Genomic DNA, 20,162 nt, shown 5'->3' with positions numbered 1-20,162 from the left:
TCAGGCGGGCTGACGGGTCAGGTTCGCGGCGCGGTCCAGTGCGCGCTCTTGGTCGCCCGCCGGATCGGCGGTCAGAAGCGAGGGCTGGAAGCGGACGGTTTCAACCTCGGTCACGCCGATGAAGTCCAGCCACCACCCCAGATAGGTTGAGTGATGATCCGCACCGTATTTCGCGGGCGCGCCGGGGGCATAGACACCGGCGGTATAGAACACACGCGCCTCTTTCCCGCGCAGCAGGCCACTGTAGCCATTCTCGGGGTCAAAGCCAAAGAGGAGACCCGGCTGGGTGATGATGTCGATGTACTGCTTCAGCTTATAGGGGATGCCGCCGTTCCACATGGGCACCGACAGCACGTATTCGTCGGCCTCGGTAAAGCGGCGGGTGATCTCGACGATCTGGTCCCACGCGCTCTGGCGGGTGGCGTCCATCTCGCCCACGCCAAAAAAGGTCATCTTGGCGGCGGCTTTGTCCCCGTCGAAATCGGGCAGGTCGGCAGCCCACAGGTCCAGACGGTCCACCCGCACATCGGGGTCGATGGCTTGGCGCGAGGCCAGATAGCGTTCGGCCAGCTTGCCGGACTGGGACATCTGCCCACGGGGGGACGCGGCGATATAAAGAACGGTTTTCATAGGCTTATTCCTTTGAGTTCAGGTTGGGGAAAGGGTCAGCGCGCCATCACTTCGCGGATCGAGGCGGCGATTTCGGGTGTGTGGGTTTCCAGCGCGAAATGCCCGGCCTCGTAGAGGCGGGTTTCCGCGTTCGGCAGCAGGTTCTGCAGGCCCGTCACGGCATTCATGGTGAAAAAGGGATCGTTCTTGCCCCAGACAATCAGGGTGCGCGGGCGCTCGGCGGCCAGATAATCCTGCCACGCGGGATAGCTGGCGACGTTGTCCTGATAGCTCCACAGGTAGTCCAGCTGGATCGCGTCATTGCTCGGCCGATCAAGGCCCGCCTGATCGCTGAGCCACGCATCGGGGCTGAGCCGTTCGGTCCGGGTGCTGCCGTGTTCGTACTGCCAGCGGGTGGTCTCGGCGGTCAGAATCTGGCGTAAGGGGGCTTCGGTTTCGGGGGTGCGCTCGGCCCAGAAGGGGGCGAATTGCGCGACCACATCGGGGGACCAACCTTCGACATGGATGGTGGCGTTCTGGAAGATCAGGCCATTGATTCGGTCGGGGTGCTGGACGGCCATGCGCATCCCCACGGGGCCGCCGTAATCCTGCATATACAGGGTATAGCTGGTCAGCCCGAGCTCTTCGGTCAGGGCAGTCATGGTCTGCGCCAACGTCTCGAAATCCGCGCGAACCGGAGCGCCGGACTGGCCGAAACCGGGGTAATCGGGGGCGATGATGTGAAAGCTGTCCGCCAGTTCGGGGATCAGATCGCGAAACATGTGGGACGATGACGGAAAGCCGTGAAGCAGCAGCAGGACGGGCGCATCCGCCGGACCATCCTCGCGGTAGAAGACGGGAACGCCCTCGACCTCCAGCGTGTGATAGGTGACGGGGCGCGCGGGATCAGCGGCGGCAGACAGGGCAGTCAGCGCCAGAGCCGCCGCAGCGGGTAGGGTGGGTCGCATCAGGGGTGCCTTTCGAAAATAACCTTATAAAGATTTATTAGACGGTTATTTTTGTAACTTTGAAATTTGAAAATTGGGAGTTACTTTTTCGTGACGCATTGTGTTCAAAAGTAACTGGCAAACCCTTTGGCCTATGGTTATCCAAGGAGGGTTAAGCCCACCGCAATACGGACCACCCCTGCCCATGTCGCGCGATACCAGACCCGCCCCCTTCTTTGTCGGAGAAAGCCCTGCGCTGGATTTCCTGAACTCGGTCGCCAAGCCGCGTTCCACCCTGTTCGAGTGGCTGGAAACCGGCGAGGATTTGCTGGATTGGATGGTTGCAGCGGGTCTGGCGTCCGAGACCGAAGTCACGCCGTTCCGCGCGCCCTCTGCCGCCGCAGAGCTGGAGCGCGCCCGTCAGGACATCGTCAACTTTCGCGAAGAATTCCGGGCGTTTATCGAGGGCGCGAGCGGGGTGGCCTTGACCGATGACCATCACCCGATCATCGCGCGGATCAATGGCATTCTGGCCTCGGGGCCGCACTATTTGCTGATTATGTCAGGGGGGATGGGGCAGCCCTATGAACTGGTGAACCGCCATCAGTTATGGACGCCGGCGGACCTGATCATCCGCATCGCGGCGGTGGCGGCCCGTCTGATCACCCAATCTGACTTCCGCTATGTTCGCAACTGCGAGGGGCCTAGCTGCACGCTCTATTTTCTGGACGTCAGCAAGAACCACAAGCGGCGTTGGTGCTCGATGGAGGTCTGCGGGAATCGGGCCAAAGCGGCGGCATTCCGCAGCAAATAGCGTAAAAAAGCCCCCGCACGGTGGCGGGGGCGTTTCGCTTAGTTGGCGCTGGCGGTGCGCAGCAGATCGGTAATCCGGCGCACATTGGCACGGCGGTTTGCCTCTTCAGCGGTCTGGGTGGCGACCTTCAGATATTCCTCGCCATAGCCCTGCACGATCAGGTTCTCCGCCGGAACGTTGAAGTATTCGGTCAACGCAAGGGCCAGCGATTCCGCACGGCGGTCCGACAGGGCCAGGTTATAGGCCGCGTTGCCAACCGCGTCGGTGTGCCCCTCGACCAGGAAAATCTCGCGCGGGTTTTCGGCGATGCGGTCACGGATGGTGTCCCCAAGAGCCGCCAGCGATTCTGCCTGTTCGGGACGGATGGCGGCCGAACCGGTGGCAAAGGTCACATTCTCGACCGCGATGGCGGGGGCGAGGGCACGTACCTGCGGAATCTGACGGATCTGGTTCAGGGTAAAGCTGCGGTCGGTGCGGGCCTGCTGTTCCAGCGCGGCGCGCAGGGCGTCCTGATTGGTCACCGTCACGCTGTCGTTGATGTCAGCAGCGGGCAGGGCGGTGACTTCGACCGGTGCGGCGCCTTGGCTGTCATCGACCAGCACATAGCGGTCACCGTTCGCATCAATCCGCTCGCGGCGCACGATGCGCTTCTGGCTGTCGTAGATCGTGATGATCTGCGAGCCGTCTTCGCGGGTCGAAATGGTGCGGCTAGAGCCGTCCTCATAACTTTGGGTGCGGACGGTGGTGCCGGGCTGACGCAGCAGGGCGCCGTCGTCCTTGATCACGCGGTAGGTGCCATCGGGCTGCTCCAGAACCACGCGGTCACCCGAGTTCGCTGCCACCTGAGCGCCGTTCTTCAGCACAGCCCCCACGGCCAGCGCGGCCAGACCTGCCAGAGCGGCCTTCTCTACGGTGGTCAGGCCTTTGTCATCAGCCTCTTCCTTGTCGCTGGAATCGCTGACGCGGGTTTTGAAATCCTCGTTGGAGGTCCGGGCGGTGTCCTCGGTGATGGTTTCTTCGGTCGCGGTGGCCGTCATGTCGGTGTTTTCAGCATCCGCGAGGGCAGCTGCGGCGGGGGCGTCGCCCTCGGTTTCGGCAGCCAGCGACTGTTCAAGGGCGGCTTTGGCCTCGGCACGCTTCTCGCGCTTGAGGGCCTGACGTTCCTCTTTGGTCAACTTGGCTTTGGGGGCCGTGTCGGTGGCTTGGACCTCTGCTTCGGCAGCAGTCTCTGCGGCGGGGGCAGGAGCAGGCTCGGTCTGAGCGGTGTTTTGATCCGCAGGCGCTGCTTCGGGGGCAGGGGCGGCGGCCTCATTCTGGGCAGGCTCCGCTTCTGCGGGCGTCTCGGGGGCCTCTACGAATTTGGGGCCATCGTTGGCCTCGGGGGCAGCCTCGGCCTCGGGCGCGGCGGTTACCTCGGCCTCAGCTTTGGCATTCGCCTCTGCGGCGGCAGCTTTCTCGGCCTTTTTGGCGGCTTTCTCAGCCTTCTTCTGTTGCTTTTCGGCCTTCTTGGCAGCCTTGTCCTGTTCGGCCGTCGTCTCGGCCTCGGTCGCCTGATCGGTGTCGGCCTTCAAGGCCTCCTCAAGGCACGCGGCGGTGTCACCGGATTGGGCAACGCATGCCTCCATCGTGGCGCGCGCCTCGTCCGGCAGCTTTTCCAGTTCGTCCATCGCTTGTTGCGAGATTGCAGCATGAGGCACCATCAGCGACATCGCGAGGATCAGTGCTGTCGAGTTCTTGAATACGGTCAAAATCTTCTCCCTTAACCAATAGCGGCAGAGGCCGCGTCCTTGGCTGGTTCAACACGCTGGGGCCGAAGATGTTCCATTTTGTAAGCGTGAGGCACGGATCAGGCCCCCGAAATGCCCCCGACCGTCATGCCCCTGTCACAGAGATTTGCCATAGCTGGGGGCCGATTTCGGTAACAGGTGACCGTCATGACCGACACCCCCTTTGAAGATGCCCCCCGCGACTGGCTCGAGGCTGAACTGATCGACACTCTGGACGAGGACTTCGAGATCGAATTCGAAGACGCGATCCTGAGTCAGGAGATCCGCAAAATCTATAACCGCGCCCACCCCGAGCAGATTGATCGCAAGGTGTACTTCCAGTCGCTGCTGCGCCTGCAAGCCGAGCTGATCAAGCTGCAGGACTGGGTCCAGCACACCGGCGAAAAGGTCGTGGTGCTGTTCGAGGGGCGCGATGCGGCGGGCAAGGGCGGCGTGATCAAGCGCATCACCCAGCGTTTGAACCCCCGTCTGGTGCGCGTCGTGGCCTTGCCCGCGCCGTCGGACCGCGAAAAGACCCAGTGGTATTTCCAACGCTATGTCTCGCACCTGCCTGCGGCGGGCGAGATCGTTCTGTTCGATCGCAGCTGGTACAACCGTGCCGGTGTGGAGCGGGTCATGGGATTTGCCAACGACGATCAGGTCGAGGCGTTCTTTCACGACGTGCCGGAATTCGAGCGGATGCTGGTGCGCTCGGGCATCCGGCTGGTGAAATACTGGTTCTCGATCACCGATGAAGAGCAGCAGATGCGCTTCCTCATGCGTATCCACGACCCGATGAAGCAGTGGAAACTTAGCCCCATGGACCTGCAAAGCCGCGTCCGCTGGGAGCAGTACACCAAGGCCAAAGAAGAGATGCTGCAACGCTCGAACATCCCCGAGGCGCCGTGGTACATCGTTGAAGGCAACGACAAGAAGCGCGCGCGCCTGAACTGCATCGACCACCTGCTGACGCTCTTTCCCTATGGTCCGATAAACCACGAAGAGATTTCGCTGCCCGAGCGTGTGTTCAAGCCCGACTATGAGCGCGCGATCCTGCCGCGCGATCTGTACGTTCCGTCAAAGTATTGATGCATCGGGCTGCCGGCCTGTTCGAGCAGCCCTTTGGTCTTGACTGGTCGCCCGTGCGGGGCGGCCAGTTCGCAAATTCAGGGCAGGTTGGCAAACCTTCGCAGCCACGCTGCGATCATTTCGGCCGGCGCACCGGCGAATTCTGCCCCTGTGATGCGCTGGGACGTCACATCCGTACGTTGCACCAGCCGCGGATTACCTTCGCCACTATAGAACCACACATGACTGACCGCGTTTTCGCCATCAGTCTCGGCCACAAACAGACACTTTTCCATTGCACTTACCCCACATGTACTGAGAACGGTAAAATGAGTCTTGTTCCTCCCGCGGATAGGGACGCATTTCGGGTGCTGCCAATCAAGGAAAATTCGCGTTCAGGTTGAGCTTTCGGCACGTTTCCGAAGCAACGACATTGTTGCACCCGTGTGCGAATTTTGGCTGGTGCCGCTAACAGCTTGGCTTATGACCCCCTTGGGTAAACTAGGTGCGCCTTGCATCATGCACAGCCTATGTGCTTGTCAGCACAGGGGAATTGCCATCACGACGGCGCGATTTCGGCAACCATTTCGCACGACGTGCGTTGTGCCCCCGATGCCCCCGCGAGGGGCAGCATTCTCGGGTGCCTGAATTTTCACCTATCTGCCCGTCCCGCCCATTAGGCGGACCTCGGACGAAACGGCAGGGTGCCCTTGGTTTGTCAAAGGAGTTACCCGTGGATACCTCTCCGCCGGATCACCGAGGGGCGATGGATCGTCCGACCCGCCGCCTCTTTTTGATGGGCACTGCCGCGATGTTGGCCAGCGGCGCGCTGATCTCTCGTCCTCTGCCCGCGATCGCGCAAACGGCTGACAGTATGGCCATCGCCGAACTGGTCACCGGCAAAACGATTGACCCCGCCCTTGCCAAGCGCGCGGTTGATGCGATCACCGTCACCCAGCCCGATTACCCGCAGGCCCTGTCGCGTCTGGCCAGCTTTGCCACTGAGCAGGGGATCACCGATGTCGAAACGCTGAAAACCGCAGACGGATTTGACGGCGAATTAAAAAACACCGCCAAGACCCTGATTTCCGCGCTTTATCTGGGATACGCAGGCACGCCGGTTGCCCATACCTCGGACGACGGGGTGCAGTTCGTGACCTATACCCAAGCGCTGACCTATCGGCTGACCGAACCCTATACCCCCATTCCCAGCTATTCGCGCCAAGGCACCGGATACTGGGCCCACCTTCCCGAGGCCGGTTGAGCGCGCGCTCCCGGCCTTTTTCGTTATGAACAAGGACTAAGACTTTGGCACAGGACTATGATGCAGATGTGATTGTCGTCGGCTCCGGCGCGGTCGGATCAAACGCGGCCTATGAACTGGCGAAACAGGGGAAATCGGTGATTATCCTCGAGGCTGGCCCCTCGGTGCCCCGCTGGAAAATCCTGATGAACTTCCGCAATTCGGGGCGCCATTACGATCGCAACGATGCTTATCCGAACAACCCGTGGGCTCCGACCAGCTATCAGCCGGGCTACATCCAGAACACCGGCAGCTTTGACATGATGCCGGGGATGCTCAAGCTGGTGGGCGGTACGACTTGGCATTGGGGCGGGGCGACGTGGCGCTATATCCCCAACGATTTCAAGCTGAAGTCCCTGTACGGCAAGGGGCGCGACTGGCCGCTGGAATATGATGACATCGAACCCTATTACACCCGCGCTGAATACGAGCTGGGGATTGCGGGCTCCGACACCGATGACCAGTCCGGCACCCATGCAGGGCAGGCCTATCCGCCGCGCTCCAAACCCTATCCCATCACCGCCGAGGCCTATGCCGTCAACGGGCAGAAGCTGAACGATACGCTGGTGCCGCAGGGCTATTCCATGTGCATCGAGCCGACCGTCCGCATCCACAAACCGTGGGATGGCCGCCCCGCCTGCCAAGGGAACAACAACTGCGATCAGGTTTGCCCCATCGGCACGCTCTATAACGGGTCGATCCACGCGGACAAAGCCGTGCGGGCTGGCGCCCAACTGATCCCCGAGGCCGTCGTCCACAAGATCGAAACCGGCGAAGGAAACAAGATCATCGCCGTCCGCTATCTGACCCCCGAGGGCGCAGAGCACCGCCTGACCGCCAAGTATTTCGTTCTGGCGGCCCACAGCTTTGAGACGGCCAAGCTGATGATGATGAACGACATTGGCAATTCATCGGACATGGTGGGGCGCAACATGATGGACCACATCGGGATTTCCATGGGGTTCCTGTGCGAGGATACCCAGTGGGCGGGTCGTGGCCCCGTGCAGCAGGCCACCATCATGAACTGGCGCGACGGGGCCTTCCGGTCCGAGCATTCGGCGAACAAAACCTCGATGGCGAACAACAACCCGCAGATCGATCTGGCGAAATCGGCCATTGATGACGGGCTGATGGGTGCGGAACTGGACGAGCGGATCCTCGATCAATCACGGCGCTACATGTACCTCTATTCGTTCTTCGAGCAGTTGCCGGACCCCAAGAACCGCCTGGAGCCGAACCCCGAATGGAAGGACAGCCTTGGCCTGCCGGGGATGAAAATCCATTTCGACGTGGATGATTACGTCAAAGCAGGCGCCGTGAAGTGCCGCGAGATGTACCGCGACATCGCCCAAAAGATGAACCCCAAGGTCGAGGGCGGCGAGATCCTCTATATCAACGACTGGGAAAACCACGACCACCTGATGGGGACGATGATCATGGGGGCCGATGCCTCGGATTCCGTGGTAAACCACGAGGGGCGCAGTTTCGACCATGAGAACCTGTTTATCGCCTCGGTCGGGGTGATCCCCGCCGCAGGGGTGGTGAACCCGACGCTGACAGCGGTCGCCTTGGCGATCCGCTCGGCCGACATCATCGCCAAGGAGGTCTGAGATGCGTGTATCAACTTTCGCCCTTGGGGCCCTGATGGTGTCCGCAGTGCCTGCCTTTGCGCAGGATGATCTGGTGACGCGCGGGGAATATCTGGCGCGGGCAGGGGACTGTACCGCGTGCCACACCGCCACGGGCGGGGCCTATATGGCGGGCGGCTATCCGTTCGAAATGCCCATGGGCACCATCATCTCCAGCAATATCACCCCGTCGGACCAATACGGCATCGGCAAATGGACCGAGGCAGAGTTCGCCGATGCCCTGCGCAAGGGCGTGCGGCCCGATGGATCGCGCCTCTATCCTGCGATGCCGTATCCCTCTTACGCGAACATCACGGACGAGGATAACGCGGCGCTCTATGCCTATTTCATGCAGATCGATCCGGTGGACGCAGCCCCCAAGGCCGAGACGGCGCTGGAGTTCCCGTTCAACATCCCCGGCGCGATGGCCGCGTGGGACCTGCTGTTTGCGGGGGGCGATCCCTATACCGCCGATCCCGATCTGACCGACCAGCAGAACCGCGGGGCCTATCTGGTCAAGGGGCTTGCGCACTGTTCCACCTGTCACACCCCGCGCAACCAGCTCATGGCTACGGACAACAGCCGTTTCCTGGCTGGTACGGCGGTCGAGGGGTGGTATGCCCCAAATCTGACCTCGGACGATATCAGCGGCCTTGGCCAATGGAGCGACGACGAGATCGCCAGCTACCTGCAAAACGGCCACGCGATGGGCAAGGCGCAGGCTGGTGGCCCCATGGCGGATGCGGTCCAGAACTCGCTGCAATACCTGACCGATCAGGATATCGCAGCCATTACCGCCTATCTGCGGACGGTTCCGGCGATCCGCGATCAGGGGCAGGACACGCCAGCTTGGTCGGTGACCAAGGCCACCCCTGTGGATTGGACCCAAATCGAACCCGGCATGGTTGCCAGTGATCAGCCCGGCTACATCGCCACGGACATGACCGACGGCGCGCAGCTTTACAACGTGGCCTGTGCGGCCTGTCACGGGATGAACGGGCAGGGGTCCGATGACGGAACCTTCCCGCCGCTGACCGGCAATTCTGCGGTCGGGTCGTCAAACCACAACAATCTCGTGATGGCGATCGTGCAGGGCATTCACCGCACTGGCGCGGACGGCACCGCCGTGATGCCCGCCTTTGGCGAAGGTCAGAGCATGATCCACGGGGCGCTCGACAACGGCCAGATCGCGGCGGTGTCAAACTATGTCACGGCCGGCTTTGGCAAAGGGGACGCGGGCCTGACGGGGGACGACGTTTCCGACATCATGGCAGCCGACACGGCGCCTTGGTTGATCGAGCACGCCAAGGCCCTGTTCTGGGCAGGCGTGGCGCTTGCGGGGATCGTGGTGATCGCGCTGATCGCTTGGGCCCTGCGCCGCAAACGCACCCTGTAAACGAGACGCCCCCGAGGGTCAGATATTCTCGGGGGTGATGATTTCGAAGGGGACAGTGCGCTGAAGCGTGCTGTCATTCCCTTTGCGCTGGTGGGCGTCCAGCATGGTCTGGATCAACATCTGGGACGTTTGTTCCAAGGGATGACACAGGGCGGCGGTCACCAAGCCTTCGGTCAGGCCTTTGCGGGTTTCGGGGCCGATGTCGCGGCAGATCACGCGGACTTGGCTGCGGCGCTCTTTGGGGACTTCGCGCATGGCACGGAGCACACCGGAAATACCGCCGCCGACGATCAGAATGCCCTTCAGATCCTCGTGGTTCTGGAATTCCTCGCGCACCAGATTGTAGGCGCGGGTGCTGTCCTCGTGGGTGGGTTCGGGGTCCGCGACCACCAGATGGGGCGCGTGTTCGCGGATATAGGACCGGAATGACGCCTCTGCCACGTCCTGACACTGATAGCGGTGGTTGCCGATATACATGGCGATGCGGCCCGGCCCCGATGTCATCTGCGAGATAAAGAACGCCGCCGTTCGCCCGATCTTCCAGTTGTCGGTACCCACATAGCCCGCCCGTTCAGGCGCGGATTGGTCGGTGATGTAGGTGACAACAGAAGTGCCCTTTTCCGACAGCTCGCGGATGGCCTGCCCGATCAAGGGGTGGTCGGCGGCAATAATCGCCACCGCATCGCATTCCTGACCCAAAGCCCGCAGCCTCTGTGCGATATTGGCGGGCTCCAGCAGGTCCACGAAATCAATCAAACAGTCGATGTGTTCCGCATAGCGAGCGGCCGCAGCCTCGCGGATTTTCTCGCCGAACAGGCGATAGAGGTCGCGGCTGGACTGCTGCAAGAGAAAGCCGAACTTGAACTTGGGCAGGGCGCTTTCACGGCGGGCGGACAGGACCCCCTCGCCATAATAACCGATGCGTTGGGCGGCCTCTTGGACCCGCTCGATCGTTGCGGCGCGTACATTGTCCGTGCCCGCCAAAATGCGGTTGATGGTCGAGATGCTGACACCGGATTCCTCGGCCAGATCGGCAATCGTTACACGCTTACGTCCCATTTGATACCAACTTTAGTTCATTGTGTCATGACACTAAATGAAACAATCTTATCACGCAATGTCAATTCATGTTTTATTTGTGCCGTGGATTCGGTATCCCTCTGCTCACTCGAGGCGCCGAAGGGACGGCAGCCCCGAGACACTGGGAGGAACATCTAATGACTATGAAATCGCGCATTTCGCGTGGCCTTTTGGCAACCGCAGCTATCGCGTTCTCGGCATCCACCGCATTCGCAGCAGACATCTTCGTGATCGGCGGCAAGCCCGACGATCCGTTCTGGTCGCGCGTTAAAAAAGGCGCCGAGGATGCAGGCGTTGTTGCACAGGCGCAGGGCGGCTCGGTCACCTGGCTTGGCCCGCAGAACTATGACAACCTGGGTCCGGACGCGGCAGAACTGATCCGTCAGGCGATTGACCAGGGCGCAGACGCCATCGTTGGCCCCGACTGGGTGCCCGAGGCAATGGACCCCGCCTTCCAGGCCGTTGTTGACGCTGGCATCCCGCTGGTCATCTACAACGCCGGTGGCATTGATGCGGCTGACCGTCTGGGTGCTCTGAACTATGTCGGCGCTGTCGACTACAAGTCGGGCTACGCAGCGGGCGAATATCTGGGCAACGCGGGCCACAAGAACGGCGCTTGCGTCAACACTCTGCCCGGCGCGGCAAACATCGAAGCCTTCTGCTCGGGCTTCAACGCAGGCGTTGAAGCAACCGGCGGCAAAGGCTCGGTTCTGCAGCTGCCCGCAACCTCGTTCGGCGATGCGACCGCAGTGGCTCAGGCCGTTCGTGCGCACCTGCTGCAAAACCCCGACATCGACGCGCTGTTCGCCATTGGCGATGCAGACACCAACGCGGCTGTTTCGGGCATCCAGCAGGCCGGCAAAACCGGTCAGGTCCACATCTGTGGCATGAACTTCAACGACTCCATTCTGGCCAACATCCAGGCCAGCACCCAGGACTGCGCGATCGACCAGCAGGGCTACCAGCAGGGCTTCTTTGCGGTTTCGATCCTGAACAACTTCGTCAACTACGGCGTGACCATCCCCACCCGCGAGATCCTGACCGGTCCCGGCGTGATTGATGCATCGAACGTCGAGCTGGTGATCGAAGGCGTTAAGGCCGGCGCGCGCTGATCCATCCTCCCCGATGTGTGCGGGCCCTCCCGCACACACAGAAGCAGGCCGCCGGAGCAGTCCGGCGGACCTCCTTCTGCAACGCTGCGGGCATGTGCCCGGCAGCAGTAACGGACCAAACAGGAAACGCTTAGATGTCAACGCAAACCTCATCCGCAGAGGGTGGTTTTTCGATTGGTGGGCTGATCCGGCGACCCGAAACGGGGTCTCTGATCGGGTTCATCGTGGTGTACGTATTTTTCGCAAGCCTCGGCGGGGCGGTCTTTCTGGGAGCCCCCGGTTGGTCGAGCTGGCTGAACATCGCGGCCGAAGTCGGCATTATCGCGCTGCCCGTTGGCCTGCTGATGATTTCCGGTGAATTCGATATGTCTGTGGGCTCTGTTGTGCCCGCTTCCTCGATGATGGCCGCGGTATTGTCGGGCCATTATGGTTTGCCCGCCGTTGTCGGCATTGCCGGCGGTTTGGGCGTGGGTCTGCTCGTTGGGTTTATCAACGGTCTGATCGTGACCCGCACCACCATCCCGTCGCTGATCGCAACCATCGGCATGATGTTCGCGGTGATGGGCATGACGCTGGGTCTGGCGGTTATGGTCAAAGGTTCGACCAGCGTCTCTTATGTTCCCGACGCGGTGACCAAAGCGCTGCTCGGTACTTTCATCAACGGCATGTTCAACGTCTCGATCTTCTGGTGGCTTGGCTTTGTCGTCGTCTTTTTCTTCTTTCTTCACCTTTCTCCGCTCGGAAGCTGGGTGTTCGCGCTTGGCGGTGACCGCGATAGCGCCCGTAACGCCGGTATTCCGACCGACAAACTGACAATCGGCCTGTTCATGACTTCTGGCTTCTGCGCTGCCTTCGTCGGCATTGCCCAGGTCATGACCTATCAGGCTGCCCAAGTGGCCGGTGGCCAGTCCTTTATCTTCAACTCGATCATGTGCGTTGTGATCGGTGGTGTGCTTCTGACCGGTGGGGCAGGGTCCGTGATCGGCATCGTGCTGGGGACCATGACCTTTGCTGTCGTGAACCAGGGCATCTTCTTTGCCGCGCTGGATCCGAACATCGGCTCGATCATCATCGGTGCGCTTCTGCTGGCGGCTGTTCTGTCGAACGACACCTTCCGTGCCCTCGCCATGACCTATGCGACCAAGAAGAAGTGAGGACGAGAGAATGGATATGATTTCTAGCTTACTTCGTCGGCCCGCAACCCCGTCTATCCTGAGTTTGATCGGTGTTCTGGTTTTCTACGTGATCTTTGGCGGTGTCGATCTGGACCGTCTGTCGGGCGCAGCCTCTTGGGTGAACTACGCGGCCCGCATCGGGATCGTGGCTCTGCCGGTGGCTCTGCTGATGATCTCGGGCGAGATCGACATCTCGATCGGTGCGATGATCCCCGCAGGTGCCATGACTACCGCGATCATCGCGGGTCACTACGGCCTGCCCATGGGGGTCGCGATCCTCGGGGCTCTGGCGATCGGTGTGGTCGTGGGTCTGTTCAACGGCATCCTTGCCACCCGCACCAGCGTTCCGACGCTGATCATCACTCTGGGCACGCTGGTGGCGATGCAGGGCATCGTTCTGGCCGGGTCCAAACTGCTGACCGGTGGCGCATCGGTTCCGCTGACCTCGCCAGCTTGGGCCAAGACCATCTTCGGTGACTTCATCTTCGGCGGCAGCCATCAGGTTGTCATCCTGTGGTGGGTCGTTCTGACCGCGGTGTTCTGGTTCCTTGCCCACCTGAGCAAGTACGGCAACTGGATCTTCGCAATGGGTGGCGACAAGGTATCTGCCCGCAACGCCGGTATCCCTGTCGATCTGATCACCATCCTGCTGTTCGTCGGCACCGCAACCTCGGCTTCGTTCGTCGGTATGTGCCATGCGATCCTGTTCAACTCGGCCCAGGTTTCGGGCGGTATGAACGACATCTTCAACATCGTCGTCAGCGTTGTTGTGGGCGGTGTGCTTCTGACCGGCGGCTTCGGTTCCATCATCGGTGTGTTCGTCGGCACCATCACTTTCGCGATTGTTATCAAAGGGATCGACTTCACGGCGATCGACCGCAACTGGGCCAACCTGATCATCGGTGTGATGCTTCTGGCCGCGGTCGCCATGAACGAGACCTTCCGCAAAAAAGCCATGACCGCTGTCACCAAAAAGAAGAAAGGCTGAGAATATGTCCGCTACTACTCCTGTTATCGAGCTGCGTAACGTCGACAAAAGCTTCGGCCCCATCGATGTCCTGCACGAGATTTCCCTCAAGGTCCGCGCTGGCGAAGTGCTCTGTCTGCTTGGCGACAACGGTGCCGGTAAGTCGACCCTAATCAAAACCCTGGCGGGCGTTCACGCCCCGACCCGCGGCGAGATCCTGGTTGATGGCGAGCCTGTCACCTTCTCGGGTCCCAAGGACGCGCAGAACCGCGGTATCGCCACCGTGCACCAGTTCGGCGGCACCTATCCGCTGATGTCCGTGGGCCGCAACTTCTTTATGGGCGAAGAGCCGACCATCGGTTTCGGTCCCTTCAAGATCTTTGACCGCAAGACCGCGAACAAGATCGCCGTCGAAGAAGTCCAGAAGATGGGCATCACCCGCATCACCGATGGCGACCGTCTGGTTGGCGGCCTGTCGGGCGGTGAGCGTCAGTCGCTGGCGATTGCCCGCGCAGTTTACTTCGGTGCCCGCGTTCTGATCCTGGACGAGCCCACCGCGGCTCTGGGTGTGAAACAGGCGGCCCACGTTCTGCGCATCGTCAATGAGGCGAAGCGTCGTGGTCTGGCCGTGATCTTCATCACCCACCAGGTGATGCACGCGATGACCGTGGGCGACCACTTTGCGGTTCTGATCCGCGGCGCCATCGCGGCCGACTTCCGCAAGGGCGAAAAGACCCGCGAAGAGATCACCGACCTCATGGCAGGCGGCGAGACCATGGCCGATCTGGAGGCCAGCATCGAAGGCTACATGGAAACCCATGACGGCCACGCGCCCCAGATGAACACCGCCGGTTAACGAATTCACGCGCCGCACCTCGTGGCGGCGCGTCCCGAACACCCCTAGGAGGAAAGACGCATGAAGATCGCGCTTGACCCGTTTATGCACCGTCACCTGAGCCTCGAAGAGCTGCCGTCCAAGGTAAAAGAGCTCGGCTATGACTGGATCGAAATGAGCCCCCGTGGCGACTTCCTTGAATGGTTCAAGGCGCCCCGCGTATTCCCCGACCGCATCAAGAGCTTCAAGAAAGCCCTGAAGGATGCGGACGTAGGCATCGCGTCGCTGCTGCCGATGTACCGTTGGGCCAGCAACGACGAAGCCGAGCGTCAGGCCGCTGTCAAACACTGGAAGCGCGCGATCGAAATCGCGGTCGAGCTGGAAGTGGACACCATGAACTCGGAATTCGGCCGCGGACCGCACCCCGACAAGGGCTCGTGCTACTGCTGCCACACCGGTTCGATGATCGAAGCCTGCGAAGACGCATGGTGGCGCTCCATGGAAGAACTGGTGCCCGTGTTCGAGCGCGAAGGCATCAACCTGCACGTGGAACCGCACCCCGAAGACTGGTGCGAGACCCTGCAGCCCGCGCTGGATATCATCCGCACCGTGAACTCCAAGAACGTGAAGTTCCTGTATTGCGCGCCCCACACCTTCTACTTTGGCGATGACACCAAAGCGATGCTGCGCGAAGCGGCAGACGTTCTGGCACACGTCCACGTCGGCGATACCTTCAACCACAAGGCATCGAGCGGCCTGCGCTACATCCTGAACCCTCCGGGCACCAACGCCCGCGTTCACCAGCACCTGAACATCGGTCAGGGCGAGGTTCCGTGGGATGACTTCTTCGGCACTCTGGCCGAAGTGGGCTTTGACGGCATCATGACCGCCTGCGTTTTCGCGTGGGAAGACAAGGCAGACCAGTCCGGCGTCTTCATGCGCAACGAAATGCAGCGCTACGTCGATAAATACTTCAAGAAGTGAGAAAAACCATGACGTTGCAGGTAGGTATCATCGGGACCGGTATGATCGGTCAGGACCATATCCGTCGTCTCACGCAGGTTCTGTCGGGTGTGCAGGTCGTGGCCGTCACCGACATCAATCTGGAGCGCGCGCAAGCCGCCGCTCCTGCCGGGGCCAAGGTCTATGACACGCCCCACGCGCTGATCCACGCCGACCACGTGCAGGCCGTTGTCATCTGTTCTTGGGGCCCCGCCCACGAGGAACAGCTGCTGGACTGCATCGCGGCAGGCAAGCCGGTGTTCTGCGAAAAGCCGCTGGTCACCTCGGCCGAGGCCGCCCTGCGCGTCATGGAAGCCGAAACCGCCTTTGGCCGCCGTCTGGTTCAGGTCGGTTTCATGCGCCGCTTCGATGCCGATTACCGCCGCCTGAAGGCCGTGATCGACGGGGGCACTCTGGGTGCACCCTTGATGTACAAATCGACCCACCGCAATGCTTCGGTGCCCGAGGGGCTTTATACCTCGGACATGCCGCTGAACGACACGCTGGTGCACGACGCGGACATTTCGCGCTGGCTCTTGGGTGACGAGATCACCGGCGTCGAAGTGCGCGTGCCCCGCCGCTCGACCCGTGGCAACGAGCTGCGCGATCCGGTTATGGTCATGCTGCACATGTCCTCTGGTGCGATCGTGGATGTCGAGATTTCGGTGAACATCTCCTACGGCTATGACATCCGTGGCGAAGTCTCCTGCGAGACCGGCATCGCTGCGCTGCCCAACCGTCCGGCGACCGTGATCACCGACCAGTTCGGCATCCGTCAGGCGATCCCCGAAGATTGGCGCGAGCGTTTCATCGAGGCCTACGATCAGGAATTCCGTGAATGGATCGTCGCCGCAGGGCAGGGCACCGCAACCGGCCCCAGCACTTGGGACGGGTACGCTGCCACTCTGGTCGCTGACGCCGCCTTGCGCGCCGTGGACAGCCAGAACCTGGAAACTGTCGAGATGATCGACAAGCCCGGTCTCTATAACTGATTTTCTACTCCCCTCTGGGGAGAGGGGATTTCATCCAAGGAAGGTAACCCCATGATTAATGGTGAACGTACAACCTCGCGCCCTCTGCGCTGGGGAATGGTCGGTGGTGGCCGCACGGGACAGGTTGGCTACAAGCACCGCACCGGCGCCCTGCGTGATGGCACCTACCAGCTGGTTGCTGGCGCGTTCGATCTGGACGCCGAGCGGGGCCGCGATTTCGGCACCAACCTCGGTGTCGCCGAGGACCGCTGCTATGCGACCTATCAGGACCTGATCGCAGGCGAGACCGCCCGCGAGGACGGCGTGGATGTGGTGTCGGTGGCAACCCCGAACTTCACCCACTTCGAGATCACCAAGGCGCTCTTGAACGCGGGCATCCACGTGATCTGCGAAAAGCCGCTGTTCTTCACCGTGGCCGAGTGCGAGGAAGTCGCAGCCTTGGCGGCGGAAAAGGGTCTGATCGTTGGCGTCACCTATGGCTTTACCGGCCACCCGCTGGTGCACCAGATGGCCGCAATGGTGGCCAAGGGCATGCTGGGTGACATTCGCATTGTGGATATGCAGTACACTCACGGCTTCAACGCAGGCGACGACGACAGCGCCGACGCCGTGAAGTGGCGCACCAACCCCGCCACCGCTGGCTCGACCTTTGTTCTGGGGGATATCGGCACGCACCTCTACTATCTGTCCGAGGTCGTTCTGCCCAACATGAAGATCGAAAAGCTGCTGTGTGACCGCAAAGCGTTCATCCCCAGCCGCGCCCCTCTTGAAGACCACGCCACCGTTCTGATGCACTATGACAACGGCGCTCGTGGCCGTCTTTGGGTCAGCTCGGTGAACGCAGGGAACATGGGTTCGCAGCGTTACCGTTTCGTTGGCTCCAAAGCCTCGATCGAGTGGTCGGACAGCCATCCCGACCAGCTGATCTACGAAGTGCAGGGCGAACCCAACCGCATCCTGCACCACGGCATGCCCTATCTGGAACAAGAGAGCCTTGCGGTTGACCGCATGGGCGCGCTCCACACCGAAGGCCTCGGCGACAGCTGGGCCAACATCTACCTGTGGATCGCCCAAGCCATCGACGCCAAGAACCGCGGCGATGAGGCGTTCCTGTCCACCCATCACTACCCCGGCATCACCGCAGGCACCGAAGGCGTGCGTTGGCTGGAAAACTGTGTCCGTTCGGCAGACGCCGGCGCGGCATGGATCGACTTCGAATAACACCTTCTGGGAATAACAGACATGAAACTGTCAATCTGTACCGACGTCATGGGCAACCTCTCGTTCACCGAGATGCTCGACAAGTGCGTTGAACTCGGTGTCGAAGGCATCGAGATGACCGGCGGCGGCTGGTCCAAGGGCCCGCACTTCCGCGCGGACGAACTGCTGGCGGACAAAGGTCTGCTGAAGCAGAAAATGGCAGAGATCGAGGCCCGCGGCCTGCAGATCGCAGCACTGAACTGCTCGGCCAACCCGCTGGATCCGGGCGCGATGGGCACCCGTCACCTGAAAGAGATGAAAGAAACCATCACTCTGGCAGGCGAAATCGGCGTTGAAACCATCGTCACCATGTCCGGTCTGCCCGAAGCGGCCCCCGGCGACACCGTGCCGAACTGGCTGGTCTACACCAAATCCTGGCCCGACGAGATGCCCGAGCGCGACCGTTACCAGTGGGAAGACCGCGCGTTCCCGCTGTGGCACGATCTGGTAGACTTCGGCAAGAAGGCCGGCATCAAGCGTTACGCTCTGGAAAACTTCAGCGCGATGCTGGTGTGGAACCCCGAGACCCTGTTCCGTCTGCGCAACGAAGTGGGCGAAATGGTCGGCATGAACCTCGACCCCTCGCACCTGATGTGGATGGGCGCAGAGCCGATCGCGTCGGCCCGCGCACTGGGCAAAGCAATCCACCACTGCCACGGCAAAGACACCCGCATCGAGCGCGGCCTTTGCGACATCAACGGCCTTCTGGAACTGAAGGACGTGACCGACGTGGCAAACCGTTCGTGGAACTACGTTGCCGTCGGTGCAGGCCGTGACCTGCAGTGGTGGAAAGAGTTCTTCTCGGTGGTTGGCATGTGCGGCTACAACGGCTGGGTCTCGCTCGAGATGGAAGACTTCACCATGTCGACCGAAGCAGGCATCCGTTCGTCGATCGACGCGCTGCAAGCAACGATCATTCGCTAACGGAGGCTGCAGGTGTACAAGTTCATTATCACGATCGACCTTTTGCCCGGCACGCGAGACACCGTGCTTGCGCAGGCTCCCACGGCCCAGGCTGCCACGCGCGCCGAAGCGGGCTGCATCGCCTATGACTTCTACACCTGCACCGACAATCCGGACCGCCTTGTCTTTGTTGAAACATGGCAAGACGAGGCGGCCCACGCCTTTCACATGGAGCAGGAGCACACCAAGCGCTTCATCGCGTTCCATGAGCAATTCCATCGCGAGTTGGTGTTCGAAACCATCAATATCGCGTCGGACAAGGACGCCTGATCCATGACGCCGCAGCCGATCACCATCACCTGCGCCCCGTGCTGTTGGGGGGTAGACGATGTCAATAACCCCCACCTGCCGCACTGGGAAAAGGTCCTGGACGAGGCTGCCGCCGCCGGTTTCGGCGGGCTGGAACTGGGGCCCTATGGCTACATGCCGCTGGACGTCGACGTGGTGTCCGCGGCGCTGGACAAACGCGGTCTGTCGATTGTGGCGGGGACGATCTTTGACGATCTGGTCGATCCGGCCAATCGCGAGGCCCTGCTGCGCCAGACCCGAGAGATTTGCGCCCTGATCACGGCCCTGCCGCGCCCCGCCACCCATGACGGCCAGCGCATCCCTGCGCCTTACCTGACGGTGATGGACTGGGGCCATGACGAGCGCGACTATGCTGCCGGTCATTCGGACCGCGCCCCGCGTCTGGACGATGCGGCTTGGGCGGGCATGATGGACAACATCCGCGCCATCGCAATGGTCGCGCGGGACGAATTCGGTGTACGTGCGGTGATCCACCCCCATGCGGGCGGCTACATCGAGTTCGCCGATGAACTGGAGCGACTGGTTCAGGATATCGACGCGGACACCGCGGGCCTATGTCTGGACACGGGCCACATGGCCTATGCGGGCATGGATCCGGTGGCGGGGCTGCGTCAGTACTGGGACCGCCTCGACTATATCCACTTCAAGGACATCGATCCGGTCGTGTTCACCCGCGTGATGGGCGAACGCATCCGGTTCTTTGACGCCTGCGCCCAAGGGGTCATGTGCCCCATCGGCCGCGGCAATATCGACTATGTGGCCATCCGCGCCTTGCTGAGCGACCTCGGCTATGGCGGCTACATCACCATCGAACAAGAGCGCGATCCGCGCAATTCCGGCTCTGTGCTGGACGATCTGGCGGCAAGCCGAGGCTTTCTGGCGTCGATCGGTTTCTGAATAGGTTGGTCCCGGAGGGGCTGGCCAAGGTTACAACAG

General features: G+C 61.5%; 20 protein-coding genes. 15 read left to right on the top strand and 5 right to left on the bottom strand.

Annotated elements, in window-relative coordinates:
• Together HJ536_RS18045 and HJ536_RS18040 are read right to left on the bottom strand one after the other, a co-directional pair.
• Positions 1 to 630 carry an FMN-dependent NADH-azoreductase gene (locus HJ536_RS18045; RefSeq protein ID WP_177158815.1) on the bottom strand — a complete coding sequence of 210 codons (630 nt, stop codon included), beginning with the start codon at positions 628 to 630 and terminating at the stop codon, positions 1 to 3.
• Between the two features lie 35 nt (positions 631 to 665).
• The gene (locus HJ536_RS18040; RefSeq protein WP_177158814.1) at positions 666 to 1,577 is read right to left on the bottom strand and encodes an alpha/beta fold hydrolase; all 912 of its coding nucleotides are present in this window, start codon (positions 1,575 to 1,577) and stop codon (positions 666 to 668) included.
• Between the two features lie 184 nt (positions 1,578 to 1,761).
• On the opposite strand from HJ536_RS18040, the gene HJ536_RS18035 reads away from it, so the two are divergent.
• On the top strand, positions 1,762 to 2,370 hold the full coding sequence (locus HJ536_RS18035; RefSeq protein WP_177158813.1) for a CGNR zinc finger domain-containing protein: 609 nt from the start codon (positions 1,762 to 1,764) through the stop codon (positions 2,368 to 2,370).
• 38 nt (positions 2,371 to 2,408) lie between these two features.
• On the opposite strand, the gene HJ536_RS18030 is transcribed toward HJ536_RS18035, so the two are convergent.
• Positions 2,409 to 4,118 carry an OmpA family protein gene (locus HJ536_RS18030; RefSeq protein ID WP_177158812.1) on the bottom strand — a complete coding sequence of 570 codons (1,710 nt, stop codon included), beginning with the start codon at positions 4,116 to 4,118 and terminating at the stop codon, positions 2,409 to 2,411.
• 186 nt (positions 4,119 to 4,304) lie between these two features.
• On the opposite strand from HJ536_RS18030, the gene ppk2 reads away from it, so the two are divergent.
• Complete coding sequence (gene ppk2, locus HJ536_RS18025) at positions 4,305 to 5,225, top strand: polyphosphate kinase 2 (protein ID WP_177158811.1); 921 nt, start codon at positions 4,305 to 4,307, stop codon at positions 5,223 to 5,225.
• Between the two features lie 77 nt (positions 5,226 to 5,302).
• Here ppk2 and HJ536_RS18020 read toward each other — a convergent pair whose 3' ends face one another.
• Positions 5,303 to 5,500 (bottom strand): hypothetical protein, encoded by a 198-nt coding sequence (locus HJ536_RS18020; protein ID WP_177158810.1) that lies wholly within the window; start codon positions 5,498 to 5,500, stop codon positions 5,303 to 5,305.
• A 437-nt stretch (positions 5,501 to 5,937) separates the two neighbouring features.
• Here HJ536_RS18020 and HJ536_RS18015 point away from each other — a divergent pair, with 437 nt between their 5' ends.
• The 3 genes from HJ536_RS18015 to HJ536_RS18005 are packed head-to-tail and all read left to right on the top strand — an operon-like array spanning position 5,938 to position 9,531.
• On the top strand, positions 5,938 to 6,468 hold the full coding sequence (locus HJ536_RS18015) for a sugar dehydrogenase complex small subunit (protein WP_177158809.1): 531 nt from the start codon (positions 5,938 to 5,940) through the stop codon (positions 6,466 to 6,468).
• Positions 6,469 to 6,512: 44 nt separating this feature from the next.
• Positions 6,513 to 8,117, top strand: a complete 1,605-nt coding sequence (locus tag HJ536_RS18010; RefSeq protein WP_177158808.1) for a GMC family oxidoreductase — start codon at positions 6,513 to 6,515, stop codon at positions 8,115 to 8,117.
• A 1-nt stretch (position 8,118) separates the two neighbouring features.
• The gene (locus HJ536_RS18005; protein WP_177158807.1) at positions 8,119 to 9,531 is read left to right on the top strand and encodes a cytochrome c; all 1,413 of its coding nucleotides are present in this window, start codon (positions 8,119 to 8,121) and stop codon (positions 9,529 to 9,531) included.
• Between the two features lie 18 nt (positions 9,532 to 9,549).
• On the opposite strand, the gene HJ536_RS18000 is transcribed toward HJ536_RS18005, so the two are convergent.
• Positions 9,550 to 10,590, bottom strand: a complete 1,041-nt coding sequence (locus tag HJ536_RS18000; RefSeq protein ID WP_177158806.1) for a LacI family DNA-binding transcriptional regulator — start codon at positions 10,588 to 10,590, stop codon at positions 9,550 to 9,552.
• 158 nt (positions 10,591 to 10,748) lie between these two features.
• Here HJ536_RS18000 and HJ536_RS17995 point away from each other — a divergent pair, with 158 nt between their 5' ends.
• The 10 genes from HJ536_RS17995 (at position 10,749) to HJ536_RS17950 (ending at position 20,123) form a co-directional block, all read left to right on the top strand.
• Entirely contained in the window at positions 10,749 to 11,723 is a 975-nt protein-coding gene (locus tag HJ536_RS17995; RefSeq protein ID WP_177158805.1) for a substrate-binding domain-containing protein, read from the top strand.
• A 134-nt stretch (positions 11,724 to 11,857) separates the two neighbouring features.
• A complete protein-coding gene (locus HJ536_RS17990) occupies positions 11,858 to 12,877 on the top strand; it encodes an ABC transporter permease (protein WP_177158804.1) in 1,020 nt (339 codons plus the stop codon).
• Positions 12,878 to 12,887: 10 nt separating this feature from the next.
• Positions 12,888 to 13,886, top strand: a complete 999-nt coding sequence (locus tag HJ536_RS17985; protein ID WP_177158803.1) for an ABC transporter permease — start codon at positions 12,888 to 12,890, stop codon at positions 13,884 to 13,886.
• Positions 13,887 to 13,890: 4 nt separating this feature from the next.
• Positions 13,891 to 14,721 (top strand): ATP-binding cassette domain-containing protein, encoded by an 831-nt coding sequence (locus tag HJ536_RS17980; RefSeq protein ID WP_176853641.1) that lies wholly within the window; start codon positions 13,891 to 13,893, stop codon positions 14,719 to 14,721.
• A 60-nt stretch (positions 14,722 to 14,781) separates the two neighbouring features.
• A complete protein-coding gene (locus tag HJ536_RS17975; RefSeq protein WP_176853640.1) occupies positions 14,782 to 15,684 on the top strand; it encodes a sugar phosphate isomerase/epimerase family protein in 903 nt (300 codons plus the stop codon).
• 8 nt (positions 15,685 to 15,692) lie between these two features.
• Complete coding sequence (locus HJ536_RS17970) at positions 15,693 to 16,694, top strand: Gfo/Idh/MocA family oxidoreductase (RefSeq protein ID WP_177158802.1); 1,002 nt, start codon at positions 15,693 to 15,695, stop codon at positions 16,692 to 16,694.
• Between the two features lie 51 nt (positions 16,695 to 16,745).
• Positions 16,746 to 17,915 (top strand): Gfo/Idh/MocA family protein, encoded by a 1,170-nt coding sequence (locus tag HJ536_RS17965; RefSeq protein ID WP_177158801.1) that lies wholly within the window; start codon positions 16,746 to 16,748, stop codon positions 17,913 to 17,915.
• A gap of 21 nt (positions 17,916 to 17,936) precedes the next feature.
• Entirely contained in the window at positions 17,937 to 18,878 is a 942-nt protein-coding gene (locus HJ536_RS17960) for a sugar phosphate isomerase/epimerase family protein (RefSeq protein ID WP_177158800.1), read from the top strand.
• Positions 18,879 to 18,890: 12 nt separating this feature from the next.
• Positions 18,891 to 19,187: an antibiotic biosynthesis monooxygenase gene (locus tag HJ536_RS17955; RefSeq protein ID WP_176853636.1), complete on the top strand. Its 297-nt coding sequence runs from the start codon at positions 18,891 to 18,893 to the stop codon at positions 19,185 to 19,187.
• A gap of 3 nt (positions 19,188 to 19,190) precedes the next feature.
• Positions 19,191 to 20,123, top strand: a complete 933-nt coding sequence (locus HJ536_RS17950) for a TIM barrel protein (RefSeq protein WP_177158799.1) — start codon at positions 19,191 to 19,193, stop codon at positions 20,121 to 20,123.
• The last annotated feature ends 39 nt before the right edge of the window (positions 20,124 to 20,162 follow it).

It is taken from the genome of Donghicola mangrovi (genome assembly GCF_013377535.1).
GTDB classification, from domain to species: domain Bacteria; phylum Pseudomonadota; class Alphaproteobacteria; order Rhodobacterales; family Rhodobacteraceae; genus Donghicola; species Donghicola mangrovi.
The sequence above is the reverse complement of the archived record's forward strand: the minus strand, read 5'-3'. Positions and strand labels throughout refer to the sequence as shown.

Coding starts and splice junctions, on each gene's coding strand:
- HJ536_RS18045 (WP_177158815.1), bottom strand. CDS start 630: ATGAAAACCGTTCTTTATATCGCCGCGTCCCCCCGTGGGCAGATGTCC.
- HJ536_RS18040 (WP_177158814.1), bottom strand. CDS start 1,577: ATGCGACCCACCCTACCCGCTGCGGCGGCTCTGGCGCTGACTGCCCTG.
- HJ536_RS18035 (WP_177158813.1), top strand. CDS start 1,762: ATGTCGCGCGATACCAGACCCGCCCCCTTCTTTGTCGGAGAAAGCCCT.
- ppk2 (WP_177158811.1), top strand. CDS start 4,305: ATGACCGACACCCCCTTTGAAGATGCCCCCCGCGACTGGCTCGAGGCT.
- HJ536_RS18020 (WP_177158810.1), bottom strand. CDS start 5,500: ATGGAAAAGTGTCTGTTTGTGGCCGAGACTGATGGCGAAAACGCGGTC.
- HJ536_RS18005 (WP_177158807.1), top strand. CDS start 8,119: ATGCGTGTATCAACTTTCGCCCTTGGGGCCCTGATGGTGTCCGCAGTG.
- HJ536_RS18000 (WP_177158806.1), bottom strand. CDS start 10,590: ATGGGACGTAAGCGTGTAACGATTGCCGATCTGGCCGAGGAATCCGGT.
- HJ536_RS17995 (WP_177158805.1), top strand. CDS start 10,749: ATGACTATGAAATCGCGCATTTCGCGTGGCCTTTTGGCAACCGCAGCT.
- HJ536_RS17990 (WP_177158804.1), top strand. CDS start 11,858: ATGTCAACGCAAACCTCATCCGCAGAGGGTGGTTTTTCGATTGGTGGG.
- HJ536_RS17985 (WP_177158803.1), top strand. CDS start 12,888: ATGGATATGATTTCTAGCTTACTTCGTCGGCCCGCAACCCCGTCTATC.
- HJ536_RS17980 (WP_176853641.1), top strand. CDS start 13,891: ATGTCCGCTACTACTCCTGTTATCGAGCTGCGTAACGTCGACAAAAGC.
- HJ536_RS17975 (WP_176853640.1), top strand. CDS start 14,782: ATGAAGATCGCGCTTGACCCGTTTATGCACCGTCACCTGAGCCTCGAA.
- HJ536_RS17970 (WP_177158802.1), top strand. CDS start 15,693: ATGACGTTGCAGGTAGGTATCATCGGGACCGGTATGATCGGTCAGGAC.
- HJ536_RS17965 (WP_177158801.1), top strand. CDS start 16,746: ATGATTAATGGTGAACGTACAACCTCGCGCCCTCTGCGCTGGGGAATG.
- HJ536_RS17960 (WP_177158800.1), top strand. CDS start 17,937: ATGAAACTGTCAATCTGTACCGACGTCATGGGCAACCTCTCGTTCACC.
- HJ536_RS17950 (WP_177158799.1), top strand. CDS start 19,191: ATGACGCCGCAGCCGATCACCATCACCTGCGCCCCGTGCTGTTGGGGG.